Raw genomic sequence first — 20,708 nt, 5'->3', positions numbered from 1 at the left:
GCTGGTTCCAGAAAAACGCTCGGGCGACGCCGGCGCCCGACGGACAAGATCGCGCAGCGGCCGATAGTCCCCAGCAAGCGCAGACACACTCCAGAAACAAATTTCAACAGTTCGGAAAAACTGGCGAAAAAATCGGATGGCATAAGCCTGCCGCGGCGGCCGGAAAATGGCCGCGCCGGGCGTTTGCCGACCAGGACGAGAAAGCATGGACATGGATTACGGTGCCGATATCGCCGGACTGGACGTAGCAAGACCGGGCAGCCCGCCCGAAGCTGAACTGACAAGCGTCGATGCACACGCCAGAACGGCCCCCGCGACAGTCTCGCGCGGGCAGATCCTGACGGGCGCCGACTTTGCCCGGCAGGGCCTGCCCGGGGAGCGGCTCGACACGGTCTTCGAACAGCTCGCGCAGACATTCGCCGCCTTGCCGGCGGTGATTTCCGACGGGCGGGCCTGGACCTATCAGGAACTGGACAGGCGGGCCAACCAGTTCGCCCGCCTGCTGGTCAAACGCGGCGTACGGCCGGGCGACCGGGTCGGGCTCATCCTTGACCGCTCGGCGGAGACCTATGTCGCACTTCTCGCGGTGGTGAAGGCGGGTGCCGCCTTCGTGCCGCTGGCCACGGCATTTCCCGAAGAGCGCATGACGCTCATCATCGAAGACGCCAACGTGAGCCTGATCGTCACCATCGCCGCCTATGCGTCGCGCGCCGGCCAATTGCCGGTTCCGCATCTGCTGATCGACAGCGCGGCTGCCGAAATCTCCAAACAGTCCGACGCGCCGCTGAAGCCGCATGCCAAGACCTCGGACGACACCTGCTACATCCTCTACACGTCCGGCACCACCGGCCGGCCCAAGGGCGTCGTTATCAAGCACCAGAGCTTCGTCAATTTCATCCGCGTCGCCGCCGCCTCCTACGGCTACCGGCCGGGCGATCGCATCTATCAGGGCATGACCATCGCCTTCGACTTTTCTTCCGAAGAGATCTGGGTGCCGTTCGTCGCCGGCGCGACGGTCGTGCCGGCACCTGGCCAGATGCCCCTGGTGGGCGAGGAACTCGCCGATTTCCTGCGCCACCACGACATCACCTGCATGGCCTGCAGCCCGACGCTTCTGTCGTCGATGACATCGGACGTGCCCAGCCTGCGCACGCTGCTGGTCGGCGGCGAGGCCTGCCCGCACAATCTGGTGGTGCGCTGGTCGAAGCCGGGACGGCAGATCCTCAACACCTATGGCCCCACCGAGGCGACCGTCACCGCAACCATGGGTGCGCTGACGCCGGACAGCCCCGTCACCATAGGCGCGCCGCTGCCGACCTATTCGATCGTCATTCTTGACGCTTCGCTGCCGCAGCTCGCCGAGCCCGGCGAACTGGGCGAGATCGGGATCGCCGGCATCGGGCTCGCGGTCGGCTATCTCAACAGGCCGGACCTTACCGAACAAAAATTCATCGCCGATTTCGTCGGCCTGCCGAACAACCCGTCGAAGCGCATCTACCGGACGGGCGATCTTGGCCGGATCAACGATAGCGGCGAAATCGAATATGCCGGGCGCATCGACACCCAGGTGAAGATCCGTGGCTACCGCATCGAGCTTGGCGAGATCGAGGCGGTGCTGCTCGACCAGCCCGAGATCGCGCAGGCCGCCGTCACCACCTGGGAGATCGAGCCCGGCCGCGTCGAACTCGTCGCCTATTACGCGCCAAAGGCCGGCGTAGCGGCGATTTCCCGCTCGGATCTCGCCCAGACGATGAAGCGGCGGCTGCCGGATTACATGGTGCCGTCCTACCTGGAGGAGCTGCCTGCGATCCCGATGACGGTCTCCAACAAGGTGGACCTGCGCCAGCTGCCAAAACCGACAAGCATCCGGCTTTCGGCCGATCGCGCGATGGTGGCGCCCGGCAATGACGACGAGCGTTTCCTGGCCGACGCGCTGGCCGCGGTGCTTAAATTCGACGCGGTGTCCGTCGAGGACAATTTCTTCGACGATCTCGGCGCCAACTCGCTGCTGATGGCCCATTTCTGCGCGCGCGTGCGCACCAGGAAGGAATGGGCGACGGCCTCGATGCGCGACATCTATCTCTATCCGACCGTGGCGCGCCTGGCGCGGCATCTCCGCGTTGCGGAGGAAATGACCACGGCCACCAATGAGCCGGTCCTCACCCGCCGGGCATCGAATTTTGCCTACTGGACCTGCGGCGCCGCACAGCTGCTGTTCTACGGGCTCTACAGCTATGTCGCCCTGTGGGCGATCAATGGCGGCCTCACCTGGATGTACGACGCGCTCGACGATCCGCTGCAGCTGTACCTGCGCTGCGTGGCGCTCTCGGCCGGTGTGTTCTTCGGCATGTCGGGCTTTGCCGTCGTCGCCAAATGGGTTCTCATCGGCCGCTGGAAGGCCGAGGCGTTTCCGATCTGGGGCGTGCGCTACTTCCGCTTCTGGGTCGTCAAGACATTGATCCGCACCGCACCCGTCGTGCTGTTCCGGGGCAGCCCGCTCTACAGCTTCTATCTGCAGCTTCTCGGCACCAAACTCGGGAAAAACGCCGTCATCGAATCGAAATCCGTGCCCGTCTGCACCGATCTCGTTTCCATCGGCGCCAACACCATTCTGCGCAAGGAATCCATGGTCCTCGGCTATCGAGCCCAGTCCGGCTATATCCATACCGGGCCGCTGACCATCGGTCGCGATGCCTTCGTGGGCGTCGGCTCCACGCTCGACATCGACACCAGGATCGGGGATGGCGCCCAGCTCGGCCATTCATCCTCGCTGCACCGCGGGCAGAGCATACCGGACGGCGAACGCTGGCATGGATCGCCGGCCGTGCCGACCACGGCGGACTATTGCAAGGTGCGCAATGTCGATCCTTCTAACATCCGGCGCTTCCTCTTCGAAGCGGTTCAGCTGATCGGGCTGTTTGCTATCGTCACCCCTTTGCCGCTGCTGTTCCACAGCTACTGGGAGAATGTCGGCGACGACTATCAGGAGACGATCGGCATCGTCGCGATCGGCACCACGGTCACGCTGTTCGGCTACATCGCCGTGGCTTTTCTGACAGCGACGCTGGTGCCGCGCCTGACGAACCTGATCCTGAAGCCAGGCCAAACCTACACGCTGTATGGCTTCCGCTACTGGCTGCAGACCGTCGCCGAATTCTCGAGCAATTCCCGCGTGCTTGGCCTGCTGTTCGGCGACAGCTCGGCAATCGTGCACTATATCAGGGCCATCGGCTGGAATCTCAACAAGGTGGTGCAGACCGGCTCCAACTTCGGCAGCAACCAGCAGCACGAAAACCCGCTTCTGTGCGAGATCGGCACCGAGACCATGGTGTCGGACGGGCTGTTCATGATCAACATGCACAAGTCCGCCTCGGCTTTCCGGCTCGAGCAGACGCGGATCGGCGAACGCAACTACCTCGGCAACAACATCTACTACCCGCCGGACGGACGCACGGGCGACAATGTGCTGCTCGGCACCAAAGTGATGATCCCCATCGACGGACCGTTGCGCGAGAATGTCGGGCTTCTCGGTTCGCCTGCGTTTGAGATCCCGCGCATGGTGAACCGCGACAAGGAACTCATCGCCGGCGTCGACGAGGCCGACCGGCGCCAGCGCATCCCCCTGAAGAACCGCCACAATCTGGTGACGATCCTTCTATTCGTGGCAACGCAGTGGGTCATGCTGTTCGCCACGCTGGCGATCTGGGATCGAGCCCTGAACTACTACACTGAATGGGCGGAGGTCGCGCTCTTCGCCGCCGTGCTTTTGACCTCGGCGATCACTATTCCGTTCTACATCCTGGTCGAGCGGGCGAGCCTTGGTTTTGGCAGGCTGAAGCCGCAGATGACGACGATCTACGACGTCGCGTTCTGGCGCCACGAACGCCACTGGAAGCTCGCGGATTCGCCGATAGTGCGCCTGTTCGCCGGCACGCCGTTCCGGCCGGTCATCCTGCGCCTGCTGGGCGTCAAGGTCGGCAGCCGTGTCTATGACGGCGGCAGCAATTTGACCGAGCGCTCGCTGGTGGAGATCGGCGACGACGCCACCCTCAACGAGGGCTGCGTCATCCAGGCCCATTCGCTGGAAGAAGGCGCGTTCAAGTCCGACTTCATCCGCATCGGCAAGGGCTGCACGCTCGGTCCTTCCGCTTTTGTCCACTATGGCGTGGTGATGGGCGAAGGCTCGGTGGTCGACGTCGATTCCTTCGTGATGAAGGGCGAAGAGCTGGAGCCCAATTCCATTTGGCGCGGCAACCCGGCCAAGCTGCATCGCTTCGTCGAGCCGGTCACCGACGATGGCTCCAAGGCATCGGCTTGAAAAAGGCATCGGCTTGAAGAGCGCAGACATCCGTCTCGTTTCCGTGACCGGGGCCAACCGGGCCCTGGTCGCGGCCCTGGAACTCGCCCCGGAGCAGATCGACTTCGTCGCCAGCAATGCGGACTCGCTCGACGAAGCCGAAGCGGACGAAGACGCGCAGCCACGCGTCATAATGGCCGGCGATCGTGTCGTCGGTTTCCTCATGTACGATGCACCGCGGAATGACGACGAGGCGCGCATCTACCGCTTCATGATCGACCGCGCCTCTCAGGGCAGAGGCTATGGCAAGGCCGCGTTGCGCGAAGTGCTGGACGAAATCATTGGGCTCGGCCACATCAGCCACGTTTCGATCTGCTACGAACCGGACAATGAAGCTGCACGAAACCTTTATCGCAGCGCCGGCTTCGTCGAAGAAGGGCTCGACGAGGACGGCGAAATGATCGCCGATCTGGTCCTGTCGGGCACAGACGAACGATCGTGACGCGGTCCTCTGAAATCGCGCTGGCGCAAACATCACTGCTGCAGGCGATGATCGCCCTTGCCCTTGCGCCCATCGGCGTCCGGGTCGGATGCCGAGTGATACGCGACGGCGACGAGGGCCATCTGCTGCCCGAAGAGGCGCGCTCTATCCCGGCGCGCCAGCCGGCCATGCGGCGGGCCAGCGGTGCGGCGCGCTGGATTGCGCACGGACTGCTGGCGGAGCTTGGCATGAACGGCGTCGCCATCCCGCGCGCGCCAACCGGCGCGCCGGTCTGGCCCGACGGGATCACCGGCTCGCTGGCCCATGACGACGACATGGCCGTGGCGGCGGTTGCGCCCATTGGCCATATCGCCTCGCTGGGCATCGACGTCGAGCCCGCGCAACCGCTCCCGGACGAGATCTTCGCACTTGTTACAATCCCTGCCGATAGGACGGACGCAGCGGACCGGCATCTTGCCGGTCGCATCCTCTTTTGCGCCAAGGAAGCCGTCTACAAGGCCGTCTATCCCCTCGATCGCGAGGTGCTGGGCTATGAGGATATCACTGTGGATCTCAACGCAGGCCAAGCGACGACGAAGACGGGCCGCAAGGTCAGCCTCGCATACTGCGTTGCCCCGCGCGTGGTCGTGCTGGCGTTTGTCGAGACGCGTTAGCGCTACTCGCCAACCACCTCCGTGTACCCCCTCACCTCGCCATCGAGCCCACGCAACCGCCAGCTCTCCCCGTCCCGCCCCTCGACATAACAAGGCCCGATCGGCACCTTGCCGCCGCCTTCCGGCAGGTCGAGCACATAGACGGGGTTGCAGATGCCCGACAGCCGCGCGCGCAATGCCGCGGCCAGCGCCTGGCCCTGCGCAATCATCGTGCGCCTGTGCGCCATGCCGCGCGCGAGGTCGCCGTGGTGCAGGTAATAGGGTTTGACGCCGAGCCGATACATCAGCTCGCGGCAGAGCTCTTCCAGCACCTCGATCGTGTCGTTGACGCCCTTGAGCAGAACGCTCTGGTTGAGCAGCACGAAACCCGCGTGGCGCATCGTCCGGCAGGCTGTCTCGGTCGCGGGCGTGATCTCACGCGCGTGGTTGAAATGGGTGACGATTGTGACCATCAGCCGGCCCTGCAGGGCGGCAACCAGCCCCGGCGTGATGCGCGATGGCAGTGCCACCGGCACGCGCGTGTGGATGCGCAACAGCCGCACATGCGGGATCGCCTCGATGCGCGCGAAGATTTCGGCCAGCGCCTTGTCCGGCAGCGAGAGCGGATCGCCGCCAGTCAGGATCACCTCGCGGATTTCGGGATGGTCTGATATATAGGCCAGCGCCGGCTCCAACGCCTCGCGCGTATAACCCCTGCCGATCGCGGTCAGCGATTCCTTGCGGAAGCAGAACCGGCAATAGACCGCGCATTGATAGGTCGGGAACAACAGCACCCGATCGGCATGGCGATGCGTCAGCCGCGGCACCGGGCTGAATTCATGGTCGGCGATCGGATCGTCGAGCTCGCCGTCCTGCTCCATCAATTCGTCGGGCGAGGGGATGACCTGCGCCCGGATCGGATCGGCGGGATCGTTCCAGTCGATCAGGTCGAGATAGGCTTTGGGAACGCGCACCTTGTGGTTCGCCGCAGCCGCTTGAGCCGCCGCACGCTCGGCCGACGACAGCGGCAGGGAGGCGAGATCGCGGACGTGGCGGACACCGGCGCGGACGTCCGCCTGCCAGGCGGCGTCGGCGGCGGCGGGCGCGGGGTGGAGTTTAGTGTCTGACGGCATCGGGGTTTCTCGGGTGGTATGCTTGGAGCGGACCTATCGGGCGGATGGCTGGTGAGGTCAACCACATGCTTTGCCGCAGATTGTCAGCGCCGCGATCCTTCACACCCCCCTCTGTCCTGCCGGACATCTCCCCCGCAAGGGGGGAGATTGGATGCCACCATCGCTTTCGCCAACCGTCAACGTCGCAAGACAAGCGCCGTGATTGAAGCGCCGATCTCCCTCCTTGCGGGGGAGATGCCCGGCAGGGCAGAGGGGGGGTGTTCAAGCGCCAACCTACCCATCCCCAACTTTCGCCGCATCGACCACGCCTGCAATTTCAGGCAAGCTCACAGGCGATAGCGCCGCAAGGGGAGATGCGGCGCCTCGGGAGGAGGACTGCCATGGGCCGAACAACACCGGCGCTGCAGGGGCACGGGTGGCTCTGGATCGGTCGAGCACCAGAATCTTGACGGCGCGGGCACGGCAGTCTCTTGTTCCAGCATATTCGGCCGACAAGGGAGGTGCCACCATCCTGATCGGTCCTCAAGCCATCCCTTCAATGCGCCACGCCATCCGAAGCGTGGAGCAGCCTCCAGGTCAAACCAACGCGACCATGGAACTGTGAAACAAAATGTTCGGCCGCCATAGTCTCGAGGCCGTCATCGACGAGCGCCTCGATGCTTCGCCGCATCAAGACAAGCAGCATCTGCCTGGCGTGTTCCAGGTCTGCCTCTCGCATGATTGCCGTGACGTGGTAGGCGACGACGGGCTGGCCGAGGCAAGATAGCAGCGCGTTGGCCTCGGCTGTCACCGCCATCACTGCGTCTTCGATCTTCATTCTGGCGCTCCTCATCCAAAAATGATGCTGACGCCTCCCCGCAAGGCGACGGTGGTCCGTCGCTTCTTTTTTGAGTACCCCGCGCGGCCGAAAGCGGCACGCTACGCTGATGATTGCTGTCTTTCCAGGTCCCTCGAGCAGCCTCGTTCGGCCCAAAAAACAGTATCCGCCAAATTTGATTCAAAGGCGACCTGATAGTTAATCGATGGTTAATGGGCCGATTGCCTCCCCGATGGACCAGGATGTTTGGCTTCCACGGTCGCTGCCGCGCAATTGCCGCAAAGCTGCTCGATGGCTCCCGGCCTGTGGATCGCCTATGGGGGGTTATGTCATGCGGCTGGTCTGGACTATCATCTTTGCGCTCGCAACCGGCACGGTTCTCGCGGCCTCGCCGGAGGACGACTATATCGCCGCACGTGACAAGGCGATTTCCACCATCGCGGCACTGGCAAGCGCGAACGAATCCGTTGAAACGCTCGATGCCGCCGGAACGAAGGCGTTGGCCGATCTCGAAGGGCGTCTGTCCACCATCCTCGGCCCCTTGGCGGTTGCCGATTTCCCGGCAAACGGCACGATCAATCTCGGAAGCCTGAGCGATGCCGATATCGGATTCGGCATGCTCGATGGTTTGCGATACGCCAAAAGCGATGACGGCCCGAGCCTCGTGGCAACGACGCGGGGGCTGCTCGAGCGCTGGCTCCAGTCCAGGGCGGCCGAGTTGGACGAAAGCTTCAGACTGCCCGCCAGCATCGATGCGGCGCTGAAGCTCGATGCTTTCTACACCCAGGCGATCAACAGCGACGCTGTGTTCACGGGGACTCTCGACTTGTCCCTGAAGAAGCCAGAAGGCGCAGACATCGCCTTCGCGCGGCTCGGCGGCTGGGCGCAGGACATAGGACCGAACCCCGACCAGCAGGTCATCGTCACGCTCGTCAAGGGCAATAGCGTCATGATCGCCTCGGCGCCCGCGGCAGCGCCTATACCCAAGATCGCGGCCTGCGACGCCGTGTGGACGTCGGCGGACGCCGCCGCCCAGAAATTCCAGGAGGCTTACCAGGCCTCGGACCTCAAGGACGAAACGGCGTACGATGCCGCCAATGTCGCCTGGGAAAAGGGGGACGCCGACTATCGCGCCTGCCTGGGCGAGCACCTGCCGAGCGAGCCGGTCTTCCCCGCACTTCTCGCCCAGGCACAGGAGTTTGCCGATCACATGGCCGGCAAGTAGGCCACTTCCCGGCGCGTCGGCGCCGAGCCTGCTCAGCCCTGCCGCTGTTGGCCCTTTGCGCCCGCCATCGCCACATACGCGCTCTCGATCGTCTCGAAAGTCAGCTCCGGATAGAGCGCCCCGGCTTCCGGCGTGGCCGTTTCAAGCGCTGTCTCGCCGCGTATCCAGAACGCCCGCAGCAAGCCGAGGCCGGGAGCTACCGCGATCATCGCCTCCAGTTCGTCGGCGCTCTGCTGCAAGATGCGCGGCGACCGTCCACTCACGCGGCGCCACAGATCGATCATCTCGTTCTGGGTGATCTTGTTCTGGGCGATCCGGATTTCGCTGCGGATGGCACCGGGGTCGTTCAACGCGCGCAAGGTGACGGCGGCAATGTCCTTCTCGCTGACGAATGTCGCCGGCACATTGCCGTTGCCATAAAGCGTCACCTTTTCGGGAGGCAAAGGCGACGAGCCGAAGCGCATCAAGTCGCCCAGCGTTGCCACCCAGGTCGAAAAGAAGCCGTTGGTGTAGATCACCGTATAGGGCAGATCGGCCTCCTTGATCGCCGAGAAGACGTCCCGCTTGAGGTCGAGTGGCGGGATCGAACCCGGGGCGGCGGCGGCAAAGTCGAGGCCGAAGCCGGCGGAAGGCACATAGCGGGACACGCCGGCATCCCTAAGCGCGCGCACCAGCGTCATCTCGCTGGCCGAATCCACATGCACCGAGGAGATGACGCGATCCACCTTGCCGGCGGCCCGGACAAGGCTGCCATGGTCGTCGAGGTCGCCGACATGGACCGTGGCGCCGAGGTCGCGGAGCGGGCGCAGCCGCTCTTCATTGCGCGCCGTCGAAGGCCGGACCAGGACATGAAGGCGATCGCCATTGCGCGCACTGGCCTTCGCCATCTCGCTGCCGAGAAGCCCCGTCGCGCCGATGATAAGGGTGCTGGTCATATCGCCCTCCCATTGCGCAGGATGGAACCGTCCCAGTCGCGCTCGAAACCGATGTCACGCAGGCGATGGTCCGAGAAGCGCGCCACCCGGCGCAGCGAACCGCGGCGCTCGACGGCCGCCGAGATTCTGATGGCAAGACCGCTCATCGCGGCGCTGATGGAGTTGAAGGTCGGGTTCATTGTCCGTCTCCTGTGTTTGCCTGGGCCCAAGCGTGCCGGCGCCGTCCGCGGGGGACGAGCATGACGATCGCTCACATTGTTTCTGGTCGTTCAGCGCAGCGGCGAGATGGAAAACCCGATCTGGATGCGCTGCTACGTCGATAGATTGGACATTTCCGGGCTGGACGACAAACGACTCTTTGTGCAGGATTTGTGAGCAACGCTCACAGGTGGATCATGCCGCGCAGACTGCCGCCCCTCACCGCCTTGCCAGCCTTCGAGGCCGCCGCGAGGCATCTGAGTTTCTCGAAGGCGGCGGGCGAGCTCAACGTGACCCACGGCGCGGTCAGCCGCGCCATCCGCAACATCGAGGACCGGCTGGGCATCCAGCTTTTCGATCGGGGGACGCGGTCCGTGCGCCTGACCCCTGTCGGCGCGGCCTACGCATTGGAAGTCAGGAAAGCGCTGGACCAGATCGCTGCCGCCACCATCGCCGCCACGCCCGACCGCACCGCGGGCATCCTGAACGTCAGCACATCGGACGGTTTTGCGGGCCGCTGGCTGGTGCCGAGGCTGCATCGCTTCCACCGCGCCAATGCCGACATCGACGTGCGGCTCTCCACGTCTGGCGTGCTTTCCGATTTCGTCAGCGACGGCATCGACATCGCCATCCGCTATGGCAAGGGCGGCTATACCGGAGTGACCGCGGAATTTCTCGCCGACGAAGAGGTCTTCCCGGTCTGCAGCCCGGAACTGCTGCAAGGTGAACATCCGCTGCGCCTGCCCGGGGATCTCAGGCATCACAAATTGATTCATGACGCTTTTCGCATCGACTGGGCGACATGGCTCGAACATGCCGGCGTTGGCGATGTCGACCCCAAGCGCGGCGTGCGCTTCGATTCCGCCACCTTCGCCGTCGAGGCCGCGGTGCACGGTGAAGGCGTGCTGCTCGGCCGAAGCGCGCTGGTCTCGGCCGATCTGGCGGCGGGGCGGCTGGTCCGGCCTTTCGACCTCGCGCTGAAATCCGCCTCACGCTATTACGTCGTCTATCCTGACGGCACGCTGCGCCAGAAGAAGATCAGAGCGTTTCGCGACTGGCTGTTCGCCGAAGTGGCAGCCGACTGGATCGGGATGACCAAAAGCGATTGAGGCAGAAGGCTTGCGCCTGCGAGACCCAAGCAGCGCCGCGCCGACCCCCACCCCGCTGCTTCGCAGCGACCCTCCCCACAAGGGGGAGGGTGAGGAAGCGCGTATACGCCAGTGGGTCAGCGCCTTACGACGATGCGGAAAAGCTGGGCTCCCCACCTCCCCCTTGTGTGGAGGTCGGACCGAAGGTCCGGGTGGGGGTGCTGGCGCAGATCTTGAAGAACCTGGTTCCTCGTCCCAGTTTTGCGAGAATTGAAGCCGTCGCTTGCCCCCGCGCTACTCCTTGGCGCGATAGGCGTCCGGCACGACGAACACTTCGTCGGCCCGGCCATAGCCGCCGTCGGCGACCTCCTCCACCAGCACCATCGTGTAGGGGCGAACGCCCTCGCCGAAAATGTCGACGAACATCTGGGTGGTTCGATGGACGAGGTCTTCCTTCTGCGCCTTGGAAAGGGCCGCTTGCGGCATCTTGAAGTTGGCGAATGGCATGATCGTTTTCCTTGGTCTTTCGAGGGTGGACTCAAGCTGTGGATAGAGCCAAGCCGGCTGATTGCCGCCTCAGACCACGCCGCCATTGGCGCGGATGATTTGCCCGTTGACCCAGCCGCTGTCCGGCCCGGCCAGGAACGAGACCAGCCCGGCAATGTCGTCGGGCTGGCCAAGCCGGCCGAGCGGGATCATCTTGCCGATGGCCTCTATCTGCGCCTTGCTCTTGCCGTCCGTGAACAGGGCGGTTTCGATCGGTCCGGGCGCCACCGCGTTGACCGTGACACGACGCGCGCCAAGTTCCTTGGCCAGGATGTGGGTCATTGCCTCGACGCCCGCCTTGGTGGCGGCGTAGACGCCGTAGCCCGGCTGGTAGAGGCCGACGACGCTGCTTGAGAAATTGACGATTCGGCCGCCGTCGCGAAGCCGGCGCGCGCCTTCCCGCATGCCGCGAAACACGCCGCCGAGATTGATCGCGATCTGCGTGTCGAACGAAGCATCGTCGGTCTGCGCGATCGGCGACGTCTTCATGATGCCGGCATTGTTGACGAGGATGTCGATGCCGCCGAACGCCTTCTCGCCGGCGTCGAACAGCGCCGCGATGCCGTTCGGATCGGCGATATCGGCCTGTACGGCAATCGCCTTGCCGTCGCCAGCCTTGATGGTGCGGACAAGCTCTTCAGCCTCCGCGCGGCCCCGTGAATAGTTGATGACGACGGCGATGCCGTCGCGGGCGAGCCGCTGTGCGATCGCGGCACCGATGCCCTTGGAGCCGCCCGTCACGATCGCCGTTCTGGGTTGATCAGATGCCATGGAAGTGTCTCCGCGTTGTTGGTGACACAGACATAGGCCACGCCAACTTCCGGATAATCACCCGCCTATTGACATCACTATTCGGAAACTGCGAACAAAAGCCATGGATCGGCTGGACACGATGCGGCTCTTCATTCGCGTTCTGGAGCGGCGCAGCTTCACCGCTGCCGCGGCCGATCTCGGCCTGCCGCGTTCAACCGCGACGGAAGCGATCAGGCGGCTGGAAGAGCATCTCGGCGCACGCCTGCTGGAGCGAACGACGCGGCAGGTGAACGCCACGCAGGATGGCGAGGCCTACTATCGGCGCTGCCTGTCGATCCTGGCCGAGATCGAGGATGCCGAGGCCGCCTTCCGCAATGCCGAGCCCTTCGGGCTGCTGCGCATCGACGCCAGCACACTGCTCACCCGCACATTCCTGTTGCCGCGCCTGCCGGAGTTCCTTGCCCGCTATGTCAGGATCGACCTGCAGATCGGCCAGAGCGACCGGCTGGTCGATCTCGTGCGCGAGGGGGTGGATTGCGTGATCCGCGTCGGCGAGCCGCCAGACAGCGGCATGATCATGCGGCGCCTGGCTGTCATACGCGAGATCACCTGCGCCAGCCCCGCCTATCTCGAACGCCACGGCACACCCGCCTCCCCCGACGCGCTCGACGGTCACCAGGCGGTGGGCTTCATCTCGTCGCGCACCGGAGAGACCCTTCCGTTCGAATTCACCGTCGGCGGCAAGACCCTTGAGGTTCGGATGCCGGGCCGCGTCGCCGCCAATAATTCCGACACCGCCGCCGATCTGGCGCGGCTTGGGTTCGGCCTCATCCAGGCGCCGCGCTATCGCTTCGAGAAGGATCTCGCCGACGGAATGCTCGTCGAGGTGCTGGCCGACTACCCGCCTTCGCCGACGCCGCTGTCGGCGCTTTACCCACAGAACAGGCAACTCTCGCCACGCCTTCGCGTCTTCCTCGACTGGGCCTCGCGCATCTTCGCCGAAGCGGATCTGTAGGGGTAAGATCAAAGGGTTGGCGTTGCCGAGCGTCCGCTCATTCCCTGAAGGCGCGGCTGATCTGGTCCTGCAGCGGCTTGACGAGGTAGGAGATCACGGTCCGGTCCGCAGTCTTGATGAAGGATTCGACCGGCATGCCGGGGACGAGCTTGACCTCGCCGAGCCGCGCGACTTCGGAGCTCGTGGTCGCGATGCGAACGGTGTAGTAGCTGATGCCGCTGCGCTGGTCGGTGGTCGTATCCGGCGAGGTCCGTTCGACCGTGCCGTTGATTTGCGGCGTGGTGCGCTGGTTGAAGGCCGAGAAGCGCAGCGCCGCCGGCTGGCCGACCCAGAGCTGGTCGATGTCGCTCGGCGCTATCTTGGCTTCGACAGTCAAGCTGTCGCTGTCGGGCACGATCTGCATGATCGTCTGCCCAGGGGTAATGACGCCGCCGATCGTATGGGCGATGGACTGCTGCACGACGCCGTCCTGCGGCGCGCGGATGTCGATGCGCCTGAGCTGGTCCTCGGCGGCGATCTTGCGCTCCGTCAGTTCGCCGACCTTGCCGTCAATCTCGCGCAAATCCTTGTTGACGTCGGTGCTGAGCTCGAGATCGATCTGGATGATCTGCAGATTGATCTCGGCGATCTTGCCCTGGGCTTGCGCCAGGGCGGCCGTCAATTGGCCGCGCTCGCCGTCGAGCCGTGCCGACTCGCGCTCCATGGCGGTCAGGCGATCGATCGAAATCAGCCGCTTTTTCCACAGCGCGCGTATGCTGGCCAGTTCCTCCTCGACGAGCGCGATTTCTTGCGATTTGGCATCCGCCTGGGCGGTGTCCCCACCAATCTCCTTCTGCAATTGGAGGACCCGCTCCTGCAGCTGGCTCTTCTGGCCGGAACGGGCCGCCCGCCGCGTCTCGAAGACCTGTTCCTCGCCGGCAATGATCTCGGCGATTACCGGATCATTGCCGCGATTGAGAAGATCCTGCGGAAAGGCGATAGTGTCGGCGCCCTTGCGTTCGGCTTCGAGGCGCGCCTCGCGCGCCGACAACTGATCAAGCGCCTTGGTGACAACGGCGAGATTGGCCGCCGGCATGGTGGGATCGAGGCGCACAAGCAGCGCGCCGCGCTTGACGCGGTCGCCGTCATGCGCGGCGATCTCGCCAACGATGCCGCCTGTCGAATGCTGCACGTCCTTGACGTGGGAATCGACGACGAGGACCCCCGACGCGATGACCGCTCCCGAAATCCGCGTCAGCGAAGCCCAACCGCCGACGCCGCCGACCAGCAGCGCGACCGCGATGAGGCCAAAACGCATGTAGCGCCGAATGGAGTGCTGGGAGGGGCTGAGCATCGTTCCTCCCCTCACTCGCCTGCCGCCGCCGCGCCAAGCGGCGGCGCCGGCTCTTCAGTGGCGAGCCTGAGCCTCGGCATGGCGGCCACCGCGGGTTGCGGCCGTGGAAACAGCTTGGCCAAAACCTCGTCCTTGAGGCCGAACGCCTGGACGCGGCCCTGATTCATGGCAAGGATGAAATCCACCGTCCCGAGCGCGCTTGGCCGATGCGCCACGAGCGCGACGATGCCGCCGCGTTGACGCACCGAAACGATCGCCTGGAACAGCGCCTGTTCGCCTTCGGCGTCGAGGTTGGAATTGGGTTCGTCGAGCACCACCAGGAACGGATCGCGATAGAGCGCGCGGGCCAGCGCGATGCGCTGGCGCTGGCCGGCCGAAACGGCCTCGCCGAGTTCGCCGATCTGTGTCTCGTAGCCGTCGCGGAAGCCGACGATGAGATCATGCGCGCCGGCCGTCTTGGCGGCGGCAATGACCAATGCGGGATCGGCGTCGGGCTCGAAACGGGCGATGTTTTCGGCGACCGTGCCGGCAAACAGCTCGACGTCCTGCGGCAGATAACCGACAAAGCGGCCGCGATCCTCCGGCGACCACTGGTCGAGATCGGCGCCGTCGAGCCGGACCCTGCCGGCGGCGGGCAGCCAGGCACCGACGAGCGCCCTGACCAGCGTCGACTTGCCCGAACCGCTCTGGCCGATGATGCCGACGGCATGTCCCGCTTCAAGCGCAAAGCTGGCGTCCTGCACCAGGAGCCGCTGGGTGCCGGGGGCCGCGATGCTGACACCCTGCATGAAAATGTGGCGGCTCGGCGCCGGCATCGCCATCGGCTCGGCGTCGGCGGGTACCACGGTGAGAACCTTGGTCAGCCGCTGCCAGCCTTGCCGGGCTGTCAGGAAACCCTTCCAGTTGGCTATAACCAGATCGACGGGGGCCAGCGCTCGGCCACTGAGAATCGACGCGGTGATGATGATGCCTGCGGTCGCCTGCTGCTCGATCACCAGCCAGGCGCCGACGCCGAGCATGGCCGATTGCAGCAGCATGCGCAGCACCTTGGATACGGCGCCGAAGCCGCCGGCGATATCGCTGACGCTGCGCTGCTCGGCGAGATAGTCGCGGTTGGCCTCTTCCCATCGCTTGGCCATCCTGCCGCCCATGCCAAGAGCCGCGATGACTTCGGCGTTGCGGTTGCCGGTCGTGGTCAGGCCGTTGCGGACGATGCCGGCCTGGGTGCCGGAGGTGACCGGCTTGCGCGTCAGCCGCTCGGCATAGACGGTCAACAGCACCAGCACGATCGCCCCGACCAGGGCGGTCAGCCCGAGAAGCACATGGAACATGAAGATGATGGCCAGATAGAGCGGCAGCCACGGCAGGTCGAACAGCGCGGTCGGGCCGGTGCCCGACAGGAAGGCGCGCACGCTGTCGAGGTCGCGCACCGGCTGCATGCTGTCGCCGTTGCGCCCGACCTTGAGCGGCAGCTTGAGGACGCTGGAATAGACACGGGCGCCGAGCGCTTCGTCGAGAGCCCCGCCTATGCGCACCAGGATGCGGCCGCGGATGAAATCGAGCACGCCCTGGCCGGCATAAAGGATGGCGACGAGCACGCTGAGGCCGATGAGCGTCGGCACGCTGCGGCTCGGCAGCACGCGATCGTAGACCTCGAGCATGTAGAGCGAGCCGGCGAGCATCAGCACATTGAGCACGCCGCTAAACAGGGCGACCGACGCGAAGGCTGAACGGCACGCGGCCAATGCGGCCGCGAGCTCGGAGGGTCGCGCGCCTTGCCGCTTTGCCCTCCCCGACTGTGGCTTGCCGTCGGACATTCGAGCCGGGTGCGGATCGTCAGCGGTCCCGCGCCGAGGAGAGCTCCATACATGGAGCAAAAGCAGCACGCCGAGCGTTCCCCCAAGAACCGCCCAGCGTGTGCTGGTTTCCGGCTGTGTCAGCTCCACCCCGCCAAATACGAGCACAAACACGCCGGTGCCGAGGATGAGCCTGAGAAATCTGATCAGCAGTGTCATGCCGAGCGCTTCCTGGCGTCAGCCGCCATCATTGGCGTAGATGTGCAATATCGCCCCTTCGAACGTCATGCCGGTGTTGTTGTAGAAATCGAGTTCCTGGTGGATGAGGTTCCCAGCAAGTTCGGATCCGTTGGTGATGGATTCAGCATCCAGCCCGACGTTCCAGGCCGCGCTGCTCGCCTTCACCGCGCTTCCGCTGCCCCAATCCTCGAAGTGAGAGGAAGAGTTCCCGCCATTCGTCACCTGCAGCCAGTCGATCGCCTGGTCGAGATATTTTTGAGGGCTGTTGGGATCGTTAGAAGCGTCGCCGATAGGATTCCCGGCAAGGAAGTTGAGCCAGGTGGCCACCGCGTCGCGGGCAAGAACAAAGCGCGTATCTTGCAAATCCTTGGAGGATGCATCGATCACCTTGAGGGCGTCGGCATAGGAGATGAAGAAAGTGTCTTCCCCGGCACCAGTCAGTCCGTTCTTGTCGTAATCACCGATCAGAAGGCCTGACTTGTCGGAGCCATTCTTGTTTCCATCATTGTTGGAATCGACCTGATACCGAAGTTCGTGGTCGGCAAAGTTCGGACCGGTTTTGCCGACGCCGTCAATCCCGTCCCAGAACGACTTGCCGAGATTGCTCCAAAACCCTGGCGTGCGCACCCCGGGGCCGGCGAACGACGATACGGTTGCGGTATCCTGGGCTGTGACCTCGTTCAGACTGTCATCGTCATGAGCGGCGACTTCGACGGTGTTGGTCCTAAAATCCGCATTTGGAAGCAGGTTGAAGGCGCTGGTCGCGGTGAAGAGCCAGGTCTCGCCGGTGTCGACTAGATAGTCGCCATTAGTATCGCCGGATACATAGTGGGTGCCGTGCGAGCTGTTGGCCACGAAGCCATTGAGCAGATCGATGTCGTCGCCGGTATTCGCCGTGCCGTTGTCATCGACGAGCGAGGTCAGCGTCAACGGATCGAGAGCACCGGCCGGGCTCGTGTTGGTGATTGCGTAATGATAAGTGGCGTTCTGCGCCCCTGACTGAACGGTCTCGGAAGAATTGAAGATGCCATCATGATTGGCATCGACGGTCTTATCTATGGCGATCGACGGCGCGACATCTTTCACCGTCACGATCGCGGTGTCGGTGGCGGTCACGTCGGTGAGGCTGTCGTCGTCATGGCCATGCACCACGACCGTATTGACGATGCTGCCGGCATTGTGCGCGGCAATTCCGACTGTTGCTTTGAAAACCCATTTCTCGTCGCTGTCGACGAGAAAGTCGCCGTCGGTATCGCCGGATTCATAGTACGTGCCGTACTCGCTGCCCTGCACGAAGCCATCCAACAGATCGATGTCGTCGCTGGTATCGCCGGGCGTGGCGTTGTCATCGACCAGCGCGGTCAATGTCAGCGGATCGACGGCACCGGCCGCACTCGTGTTCGTCACTTCATAGGTGTAGGTGACGTCGGCGGCAGAGCCCTCGTTGATCGAGATCGGGTCGGCCGTCTTTTCGATAGCGATCGACGGCGCCACATCTTTCACTGTCACCGTCGCCGTGTCAGTGGCGGTCACGTCGGTGAGGCTGTCGTCGTCATGGCCATGCACCACGACCGTGTTGACAATGCTGCCGGCATTGTGCGCGTCGATGCTGACCGTCGCGTTGAATGTCCAGATTTCGTCGCTGTCGACCCGATAGTCGCCGTCGGTGTCGCCGGACACATAGTGCGTGCCGTGCGTGCTGCCGGTTACGAAGCCGTTGAGCAGGTCGATGTCGTCGCCCGGATTTCCCGGCGTGGCATTGTCGTCGACCAGCGAAGTCAGCGTCAGCGGGTCGGCCGGTCCGGCCAGGCTCGTGTTCGTCACCGCATAGGTGTAGGTGATCTGGGTGGCCACACCCTCATTGATCGAGGTCGGATCGGCCGTTTTTTCGATAGCAATCGTTGGCGCCTGGTTGTCGCCGGTGATAACCCCCCACTCCTCAAAACCACCGTCCGAACCACTGGGAGTGCCGAAGGCCGAATACAGATAGATGTAGTTATCGGCGCCGGTGAAGAAACTGGTTGGGATATAGACGAACAGATCACCCTGTCCGCTGCCTGCCGGCGCGTCCTTGCCGGCATTCAACTGAACGGTCACATTGCCGTTCCCGTCCATGTCATAGAGCGGCGGCTGGCTCTGAAGCACCGATAGGTCGGTGATATTTGGATCCGTCGCCGAATAGATCTTCAACGAGTCAAGGGACAGTAGCGACCCCGTCGCGCTGTTCGGCTCGTTGGCGTCGAGCTTGAACACGTAATAATCGTGGCCGCCTACGGTCACCACCTGCATGCTGCTCAGCAGAAGTGCGTTCGTATGCTCCTGCTGCTTGTCATCCAGCGGCAGCGGAGAGCCATCGGTGTTGAAGCCACTTTCCGTGTCCTGTGCGCCAAGCACAAGGAACGTGTCATAGTTGCCTGTACCGGCATCACCTTGTGGTGCGGCCGTAAAAATGGTGCCGTCGGTCAATGTCGCGGAGGTGGTTCCGCCGGACAGATCAATCACAATGTCGGTCATGTTCTCAACTCCCCTGCGCCGTCAGGCGCGTTCCCTTGCTGGCCGCGCAAGGCGGCCGACTACCCAAACCTCTTGCGTCGCCGGGCGTCCTGCTGACCGCGGAACGCGACCCTCGCCGGCGAGTAGTCGTTCGTGACAAAAGCGGCTTTGAATGGAGATTTTAACAGCGAAACGGCCGGCGGGGAGACCGCCTCCCGCTCACCGGACACAGCTATTCCCGTATGGCGGAACTGGCCCACCGTCGGACTGACAGCTACACTCACCCCAAAACCCCAAAACCCCCAAACGATCCTAGCGATCACCTGGACGTTAATATTCCCTAAACCATATCTCGCAGGTCGCAATGCGTTCGTCTATATAACCCCGGTTATAGGGCAGAGGGTAAAGTTAATTACGGAAAAGTTCGTCGAGATGCCAACAATAACGTCGCGATTCCGGTTGAATTATTTTCCATATTTGGGTTTCACAATAGGAATTACAAAAATTTCCTGATGATGCCGATGGGTCTTTTTAAGATGAAGACCAACATCGGCATCCCGGAGTAGCGTCTTCTTTCAGTCCGCCGTTGCACGTCTTGCTGAAAGTGCCGCGTCAGAATTAACTAAGCAGTTGCTAATGTTTTGCACAGTCGCGCCGCTTCTGTCAGCATGGCCTCACGCTTTGGGGGATGCGGGCCGTGTCGGTGCTCGCTTTCGTCAAGAAGCAGTCACTCGCGAGTCGTAAAGACACGCAAAGGGGGAAGAAGCATGACCGAACAAGCGCTTTGGCCGCCATCCATCGGTGGCAGCGTTGCACCATGGGGCCGTGACACCAAAGGCCGGCTGCTGGCGAGCTGAACATGGTCACCACGGTTTTCATCGCGGACGACCACCCGCTGCTGCTGCACGGCCTGACCGACCTGATTGCCCGCGATCCCGGTTTCCGGGTGGTCGGTTCGGCGCAGGACGGCACCGTCGCCATGGCCATGATCCGGCGCGACGTGCCTGATGTCGCCGTGCTCGACATCAGCATGCCGGGACTGAGCGGTCTCGATATCGCCGCCGAAATCGGCAGGCAGGGCCTTGCCACGCTTTGCGTGCTTTTGACGGTCGGTGCCTCGCAAGCGCAGCTCTACGACGCGGTTGCGGTTGGCGTTGCCGGAATCGTGTTCAAGGAGACCGCCGTCGAGGCGCTGCTCAGATGTATCCACGAGGTCGCCGCGGGCGGCCGCTGGCTGCCGGCCGAGATTGTCGGCGAGGCCCTGCACAACGAAGCATTCCGTCGGGTCAAATGGCAGAAACTGTCGTCGCGGCTGACCAGGCGGGAGATGGAGATCACCCGACTGGTTGCCGCGGACAAGCCGTACGAACGCATCGCGATCGATATCGGTATCTCCAAAGGCACACTGAAAATCCATATGAACAACATCTATCGCAAATTGGAGGTTGCCTCACGCGTGCAGCTTTTGCAGCTGGCCGCCGACCAGATCGGACTGGCTGTTGCGAGCGGCTTTCGCGACCAATCCAGTCTCGAAAGCCCCGCCAGCGACGACATGTAATCGCGCCACCATAAGCACAGGTTCAGCCAGCGACCCAATGCCGGCGCAGGCTGTTGATGCTGAAATTTGCCGCCAGCCTGGAAGGGCAAATTTAAGCGTTTGCTACTAGGATCAGTTCGGGGGCTGTTGTTCAGGAAGGGTGTTCGG

The 20,708-nt window shown here is 63.6% G+C and carries 16 protein-coding genes; 7 read left to right on the top strand and 9 right to left on the bottom strand.

Annotated features, from left to right (window positions below; translation table 11 throughout):
- Positions 1-205: 205 nt before the first annotated feature.
- The 3 genes from NKJ90_RS10430 to NKJ90_RS10420 are packed head-to-tail and all read left to right on the top strand — an operon-like array spanning position 206 to position 5,452.
- Positions 206-4,318, top strand: a complete 4,113-nt coding sequence (locus tag NKJ90_RS10430; RefSeq protein ID WP_023760123.1) for a Pls/PosA family non-ribosomal peptide synthetase — start codon at positions 206-208, stop codon at positions 4,316-4,318.
- Positions 4,296-4,799 carry a GNAT family N-acetyltransferase gene (locus tag NKJ90_RS10425; RefSeq protein ID WP_023760122.1) on the top strand — a complete coding sequence of 168 codons (504 nt, stop codon included), beginning with the start codon at positions 4,296-4,298 and terminating at the stop codon, positions 4,797-4,799. Before NKJ90_RS10430 ends, NKJ90_RS10425 begins: the two co-directional genes overlap by 23 nt.
- 47 nt (positions 4,800-4,846) lie before the next feature.
- Positions 4,847-5,452 (top strand): 4'-phosphopantetheinyl transferase family protein, encoded by a 606-nt coding sequence (locus NKJ90_RS10420; RefSeq protein WP_050589547.1) that lies wholly within the window; start codon positions 4,847-4,849, stop codon positions 5,450-5,452.
- A gap of 2 nt (positions 5,453-5,454) precedes the next feature.
- On the opposite strand, the gene NKJ90_RS10415 is transcribed toward NKJ90_RS10420, so the two are convergent.
- Together NKJ90_RS10415 and NKJ90_RS10410 are read right to left on the bottom strand one after the other, a co-directional pair.
- Positions 5,455-6,564 (bottom strand): KamA family radical SAM protein, encoded by a 1,110-nt coding sequence (locus NKJ90_RS10415; protein WP_023760120.1) that lies wholly within the window; start codon positions 6,562-6,564, stop codon positions 5,455-5,457.
- A 535-nt stretch (positions 6,565-7,099) separates the two neighbouring features.
- The gene (locus NKJ90_RS10410) at positions 7,100-7,381 is read right to left on the bottom strand and encodes a hypothetical protein (RefSeq protein ID WP_023760119.1); all 282 of its coding nucleotides are present in this window, start codon (positions 7,379-7,381) and stop codon (positions 7,100-7,102) included.
- A gap of 316 nt (positions 7,382-7,697) precedes the next feature.
- Between NKJ90_RS10410 and NKJ90_RS10405 the strand changes: the two genes are divergently transcribed.
- A complete protein-coding gene (locus NKJ90_RS10405; protein WP_245266685.1) occupies positions 7,698-8,606 on the top strand; it encodes a hypothetical protein in 909 nt (302 codons plus the stop codon).
- Positions 8,607-8,638: 32 nt separating this feature from the next.
- Here the strand turns inward: NKJ90_RS10405 and NKJ90_RS10400 are convergent, their stop codons facing one another.
- Positions 8,639-9,541, bottom strand: coding sequence for an NmrA family NAD(P)-binding protein (locus NKJ90_RS10400; RefSeq protein ID WP_023760117.1), 903 nt, complete (start codon positions 9,539-9,541; stop codon positions 8,639-8,641).
- Positions 9,538-9,720: a YjiS-like domain-containing protein gene (locus tag NKJ90_RS10395; protein WP_023760116.1), complete on the bottom strand. Its 183-nt coding sequence runs from the start codon at positions 9,718-9,720 to the stop codon at positions 9,538-9,540. Before NKJ90_RS10395 ends, NKJ90_RS10400 begins: the two co-directional genes overlap by 4 nt.
- A gap of 216 nt (positions 9,721-9,936) precedes the next feature.
- On the opposite strand from NKJ90_RS10395, the gene NKJ90_RS10390 reads away from it, so the two are divergent.
- Entirely contained in the window at positions 9,937-10,848 is a 912-nt protein-coding gene (locus tag NKJ90_RS10390) for a transcriptional regulator GcvA (RefSeq protein ID WP_023760114.1), read from the top strand.
- A 273-nt stretch (positions 10,849-11,121) separates the two neighbouring features.
- Here the strand turns inward: NKJ90_RS10390 and NKJ90_RS10385 are convergent, their stop codons facing one another.
- Both NKJ90_RS10385 and NKJ90_RS10380 read right to left on the bottom strand, forming a co-directional pair.
- Positions 11,122-11,334 (bottom strand): tautomerase family protein, encoded by a 213-nt coding sequence (locus NKJ90_RS10385; protein WP_023760113.1) that lies wholly within the window; start codon positions 11,332-11,334, stop codon positions 11,122-11,124.
- Positions 11,335-11,403: 69 nt separating this feature from the next.
- Positions 11,404-12,144: an SDR family oxidoreductase gene (locus tag NKJ90_RS10380; protein WP_023760112.1), complete on the bottom strand. Its 741-nt coding sequence runs from the start codon at positions 12,142-12,144 to the stop codon at positions 11,404-11,406.
- Positions 12,145-12,247: 103 nt separating this feature from the next.
- Between NKJ90_RS10380 and NKJ90_RS10375 the strand changes: the two genes are divergently transcribed.
- Positions 12,248-13,141, top strand: a complete 894-nt coding sequence (locus NKJ90_RS10375; RefSeq protein WP_023760111.1) for a LysR family transcriptional regulator — start codon at positions 12,248-12,250, stop codon at positions 13,139-13,141.
- A 37-nt stretch (positions 13,142-13,178) separates the two neighbouring features.
- On the opposite strand, the gene NKJ90_RS10370 is transcribed toward NKJ90_RS10375, so the two are convergent.
- The 3 genes from NKJ90_RS10370 to NKJ90_RS10360 all read right to left on the bottom strand — a co-directional run bounded on the left by NKJ90_RS10370 (position 13,179) and on the right by NKJ90_RS10360 (position 19,024).
- Positions 13,179-14,474: an HlyD family type I secretion periplasmic adaptor subunit gene (locus tag NKJ90_RS10370; RefSeq protein WP_050589545.1), complete on the bottom strand. Its 1,296-nt coding sequence runs from the start codon at positions 14,472-14,474 to the stop codon at positions 13,179-13,181.
- Positions 14,475-14,485: 11 nt separating this feature from the next.
- Positions 14,486-16,291: a type I secretion system permease/ATPase gene (locus tag NKJ90_RS10365; protein ID WP_050589546.1), complete on the bottom strand. Its 1,806-nt coding sequence runs from the start codon at positions 16,289-16,291 to the stop codon at positions 14,486-14,488.
- Positions 16,292-16,507: 216 nt separating this feature from the next.
- Positions 16,508-19,024, bottom strand: a complete 2,517-nt coding sequence (locus tag NKJ90_RS10360) for a hypothetical protein (RefSeq protein WP_352486084.1) — start codon at positions 19,022-19,024, stop codon at positions 16,508-16,510.
- Positions 19,025-19,862: 838 nt separating this feature from the next.
- Between NKJ90_RS10360 and NKJ90_RS10355 the strand changes: the two genes are divergently transcribed.
- Complete coding sequence (locus NKJ90_RS10355; RefSeq protein ID WP_023760107.1) at positions 19,863-20,561, top strand: response regulator transcription factor; 699 nt, start codon at positions 19,863-19,865, stop codon at positions 20,559-20,561.
- The last annotated feature ends 147 nt before the right edge of the window (positions 20,562-20,708 follow it).

The organism is Mesorhizobium sp. M0051 (genome assembly GCF_040323235.1).
In the GTDB taxonomy this organism is placed as follows: Bacteria; Pseudomonadota; Alphaproteobacteria; order Rhizobiales; family Rhizobiaceae; genus Mesorhizobium.
The sequence above is the reverse complement of the archived record's forward strand: the minus strand, read 5'-3'. Positions and strand labels throughout refer to the sequence as shown.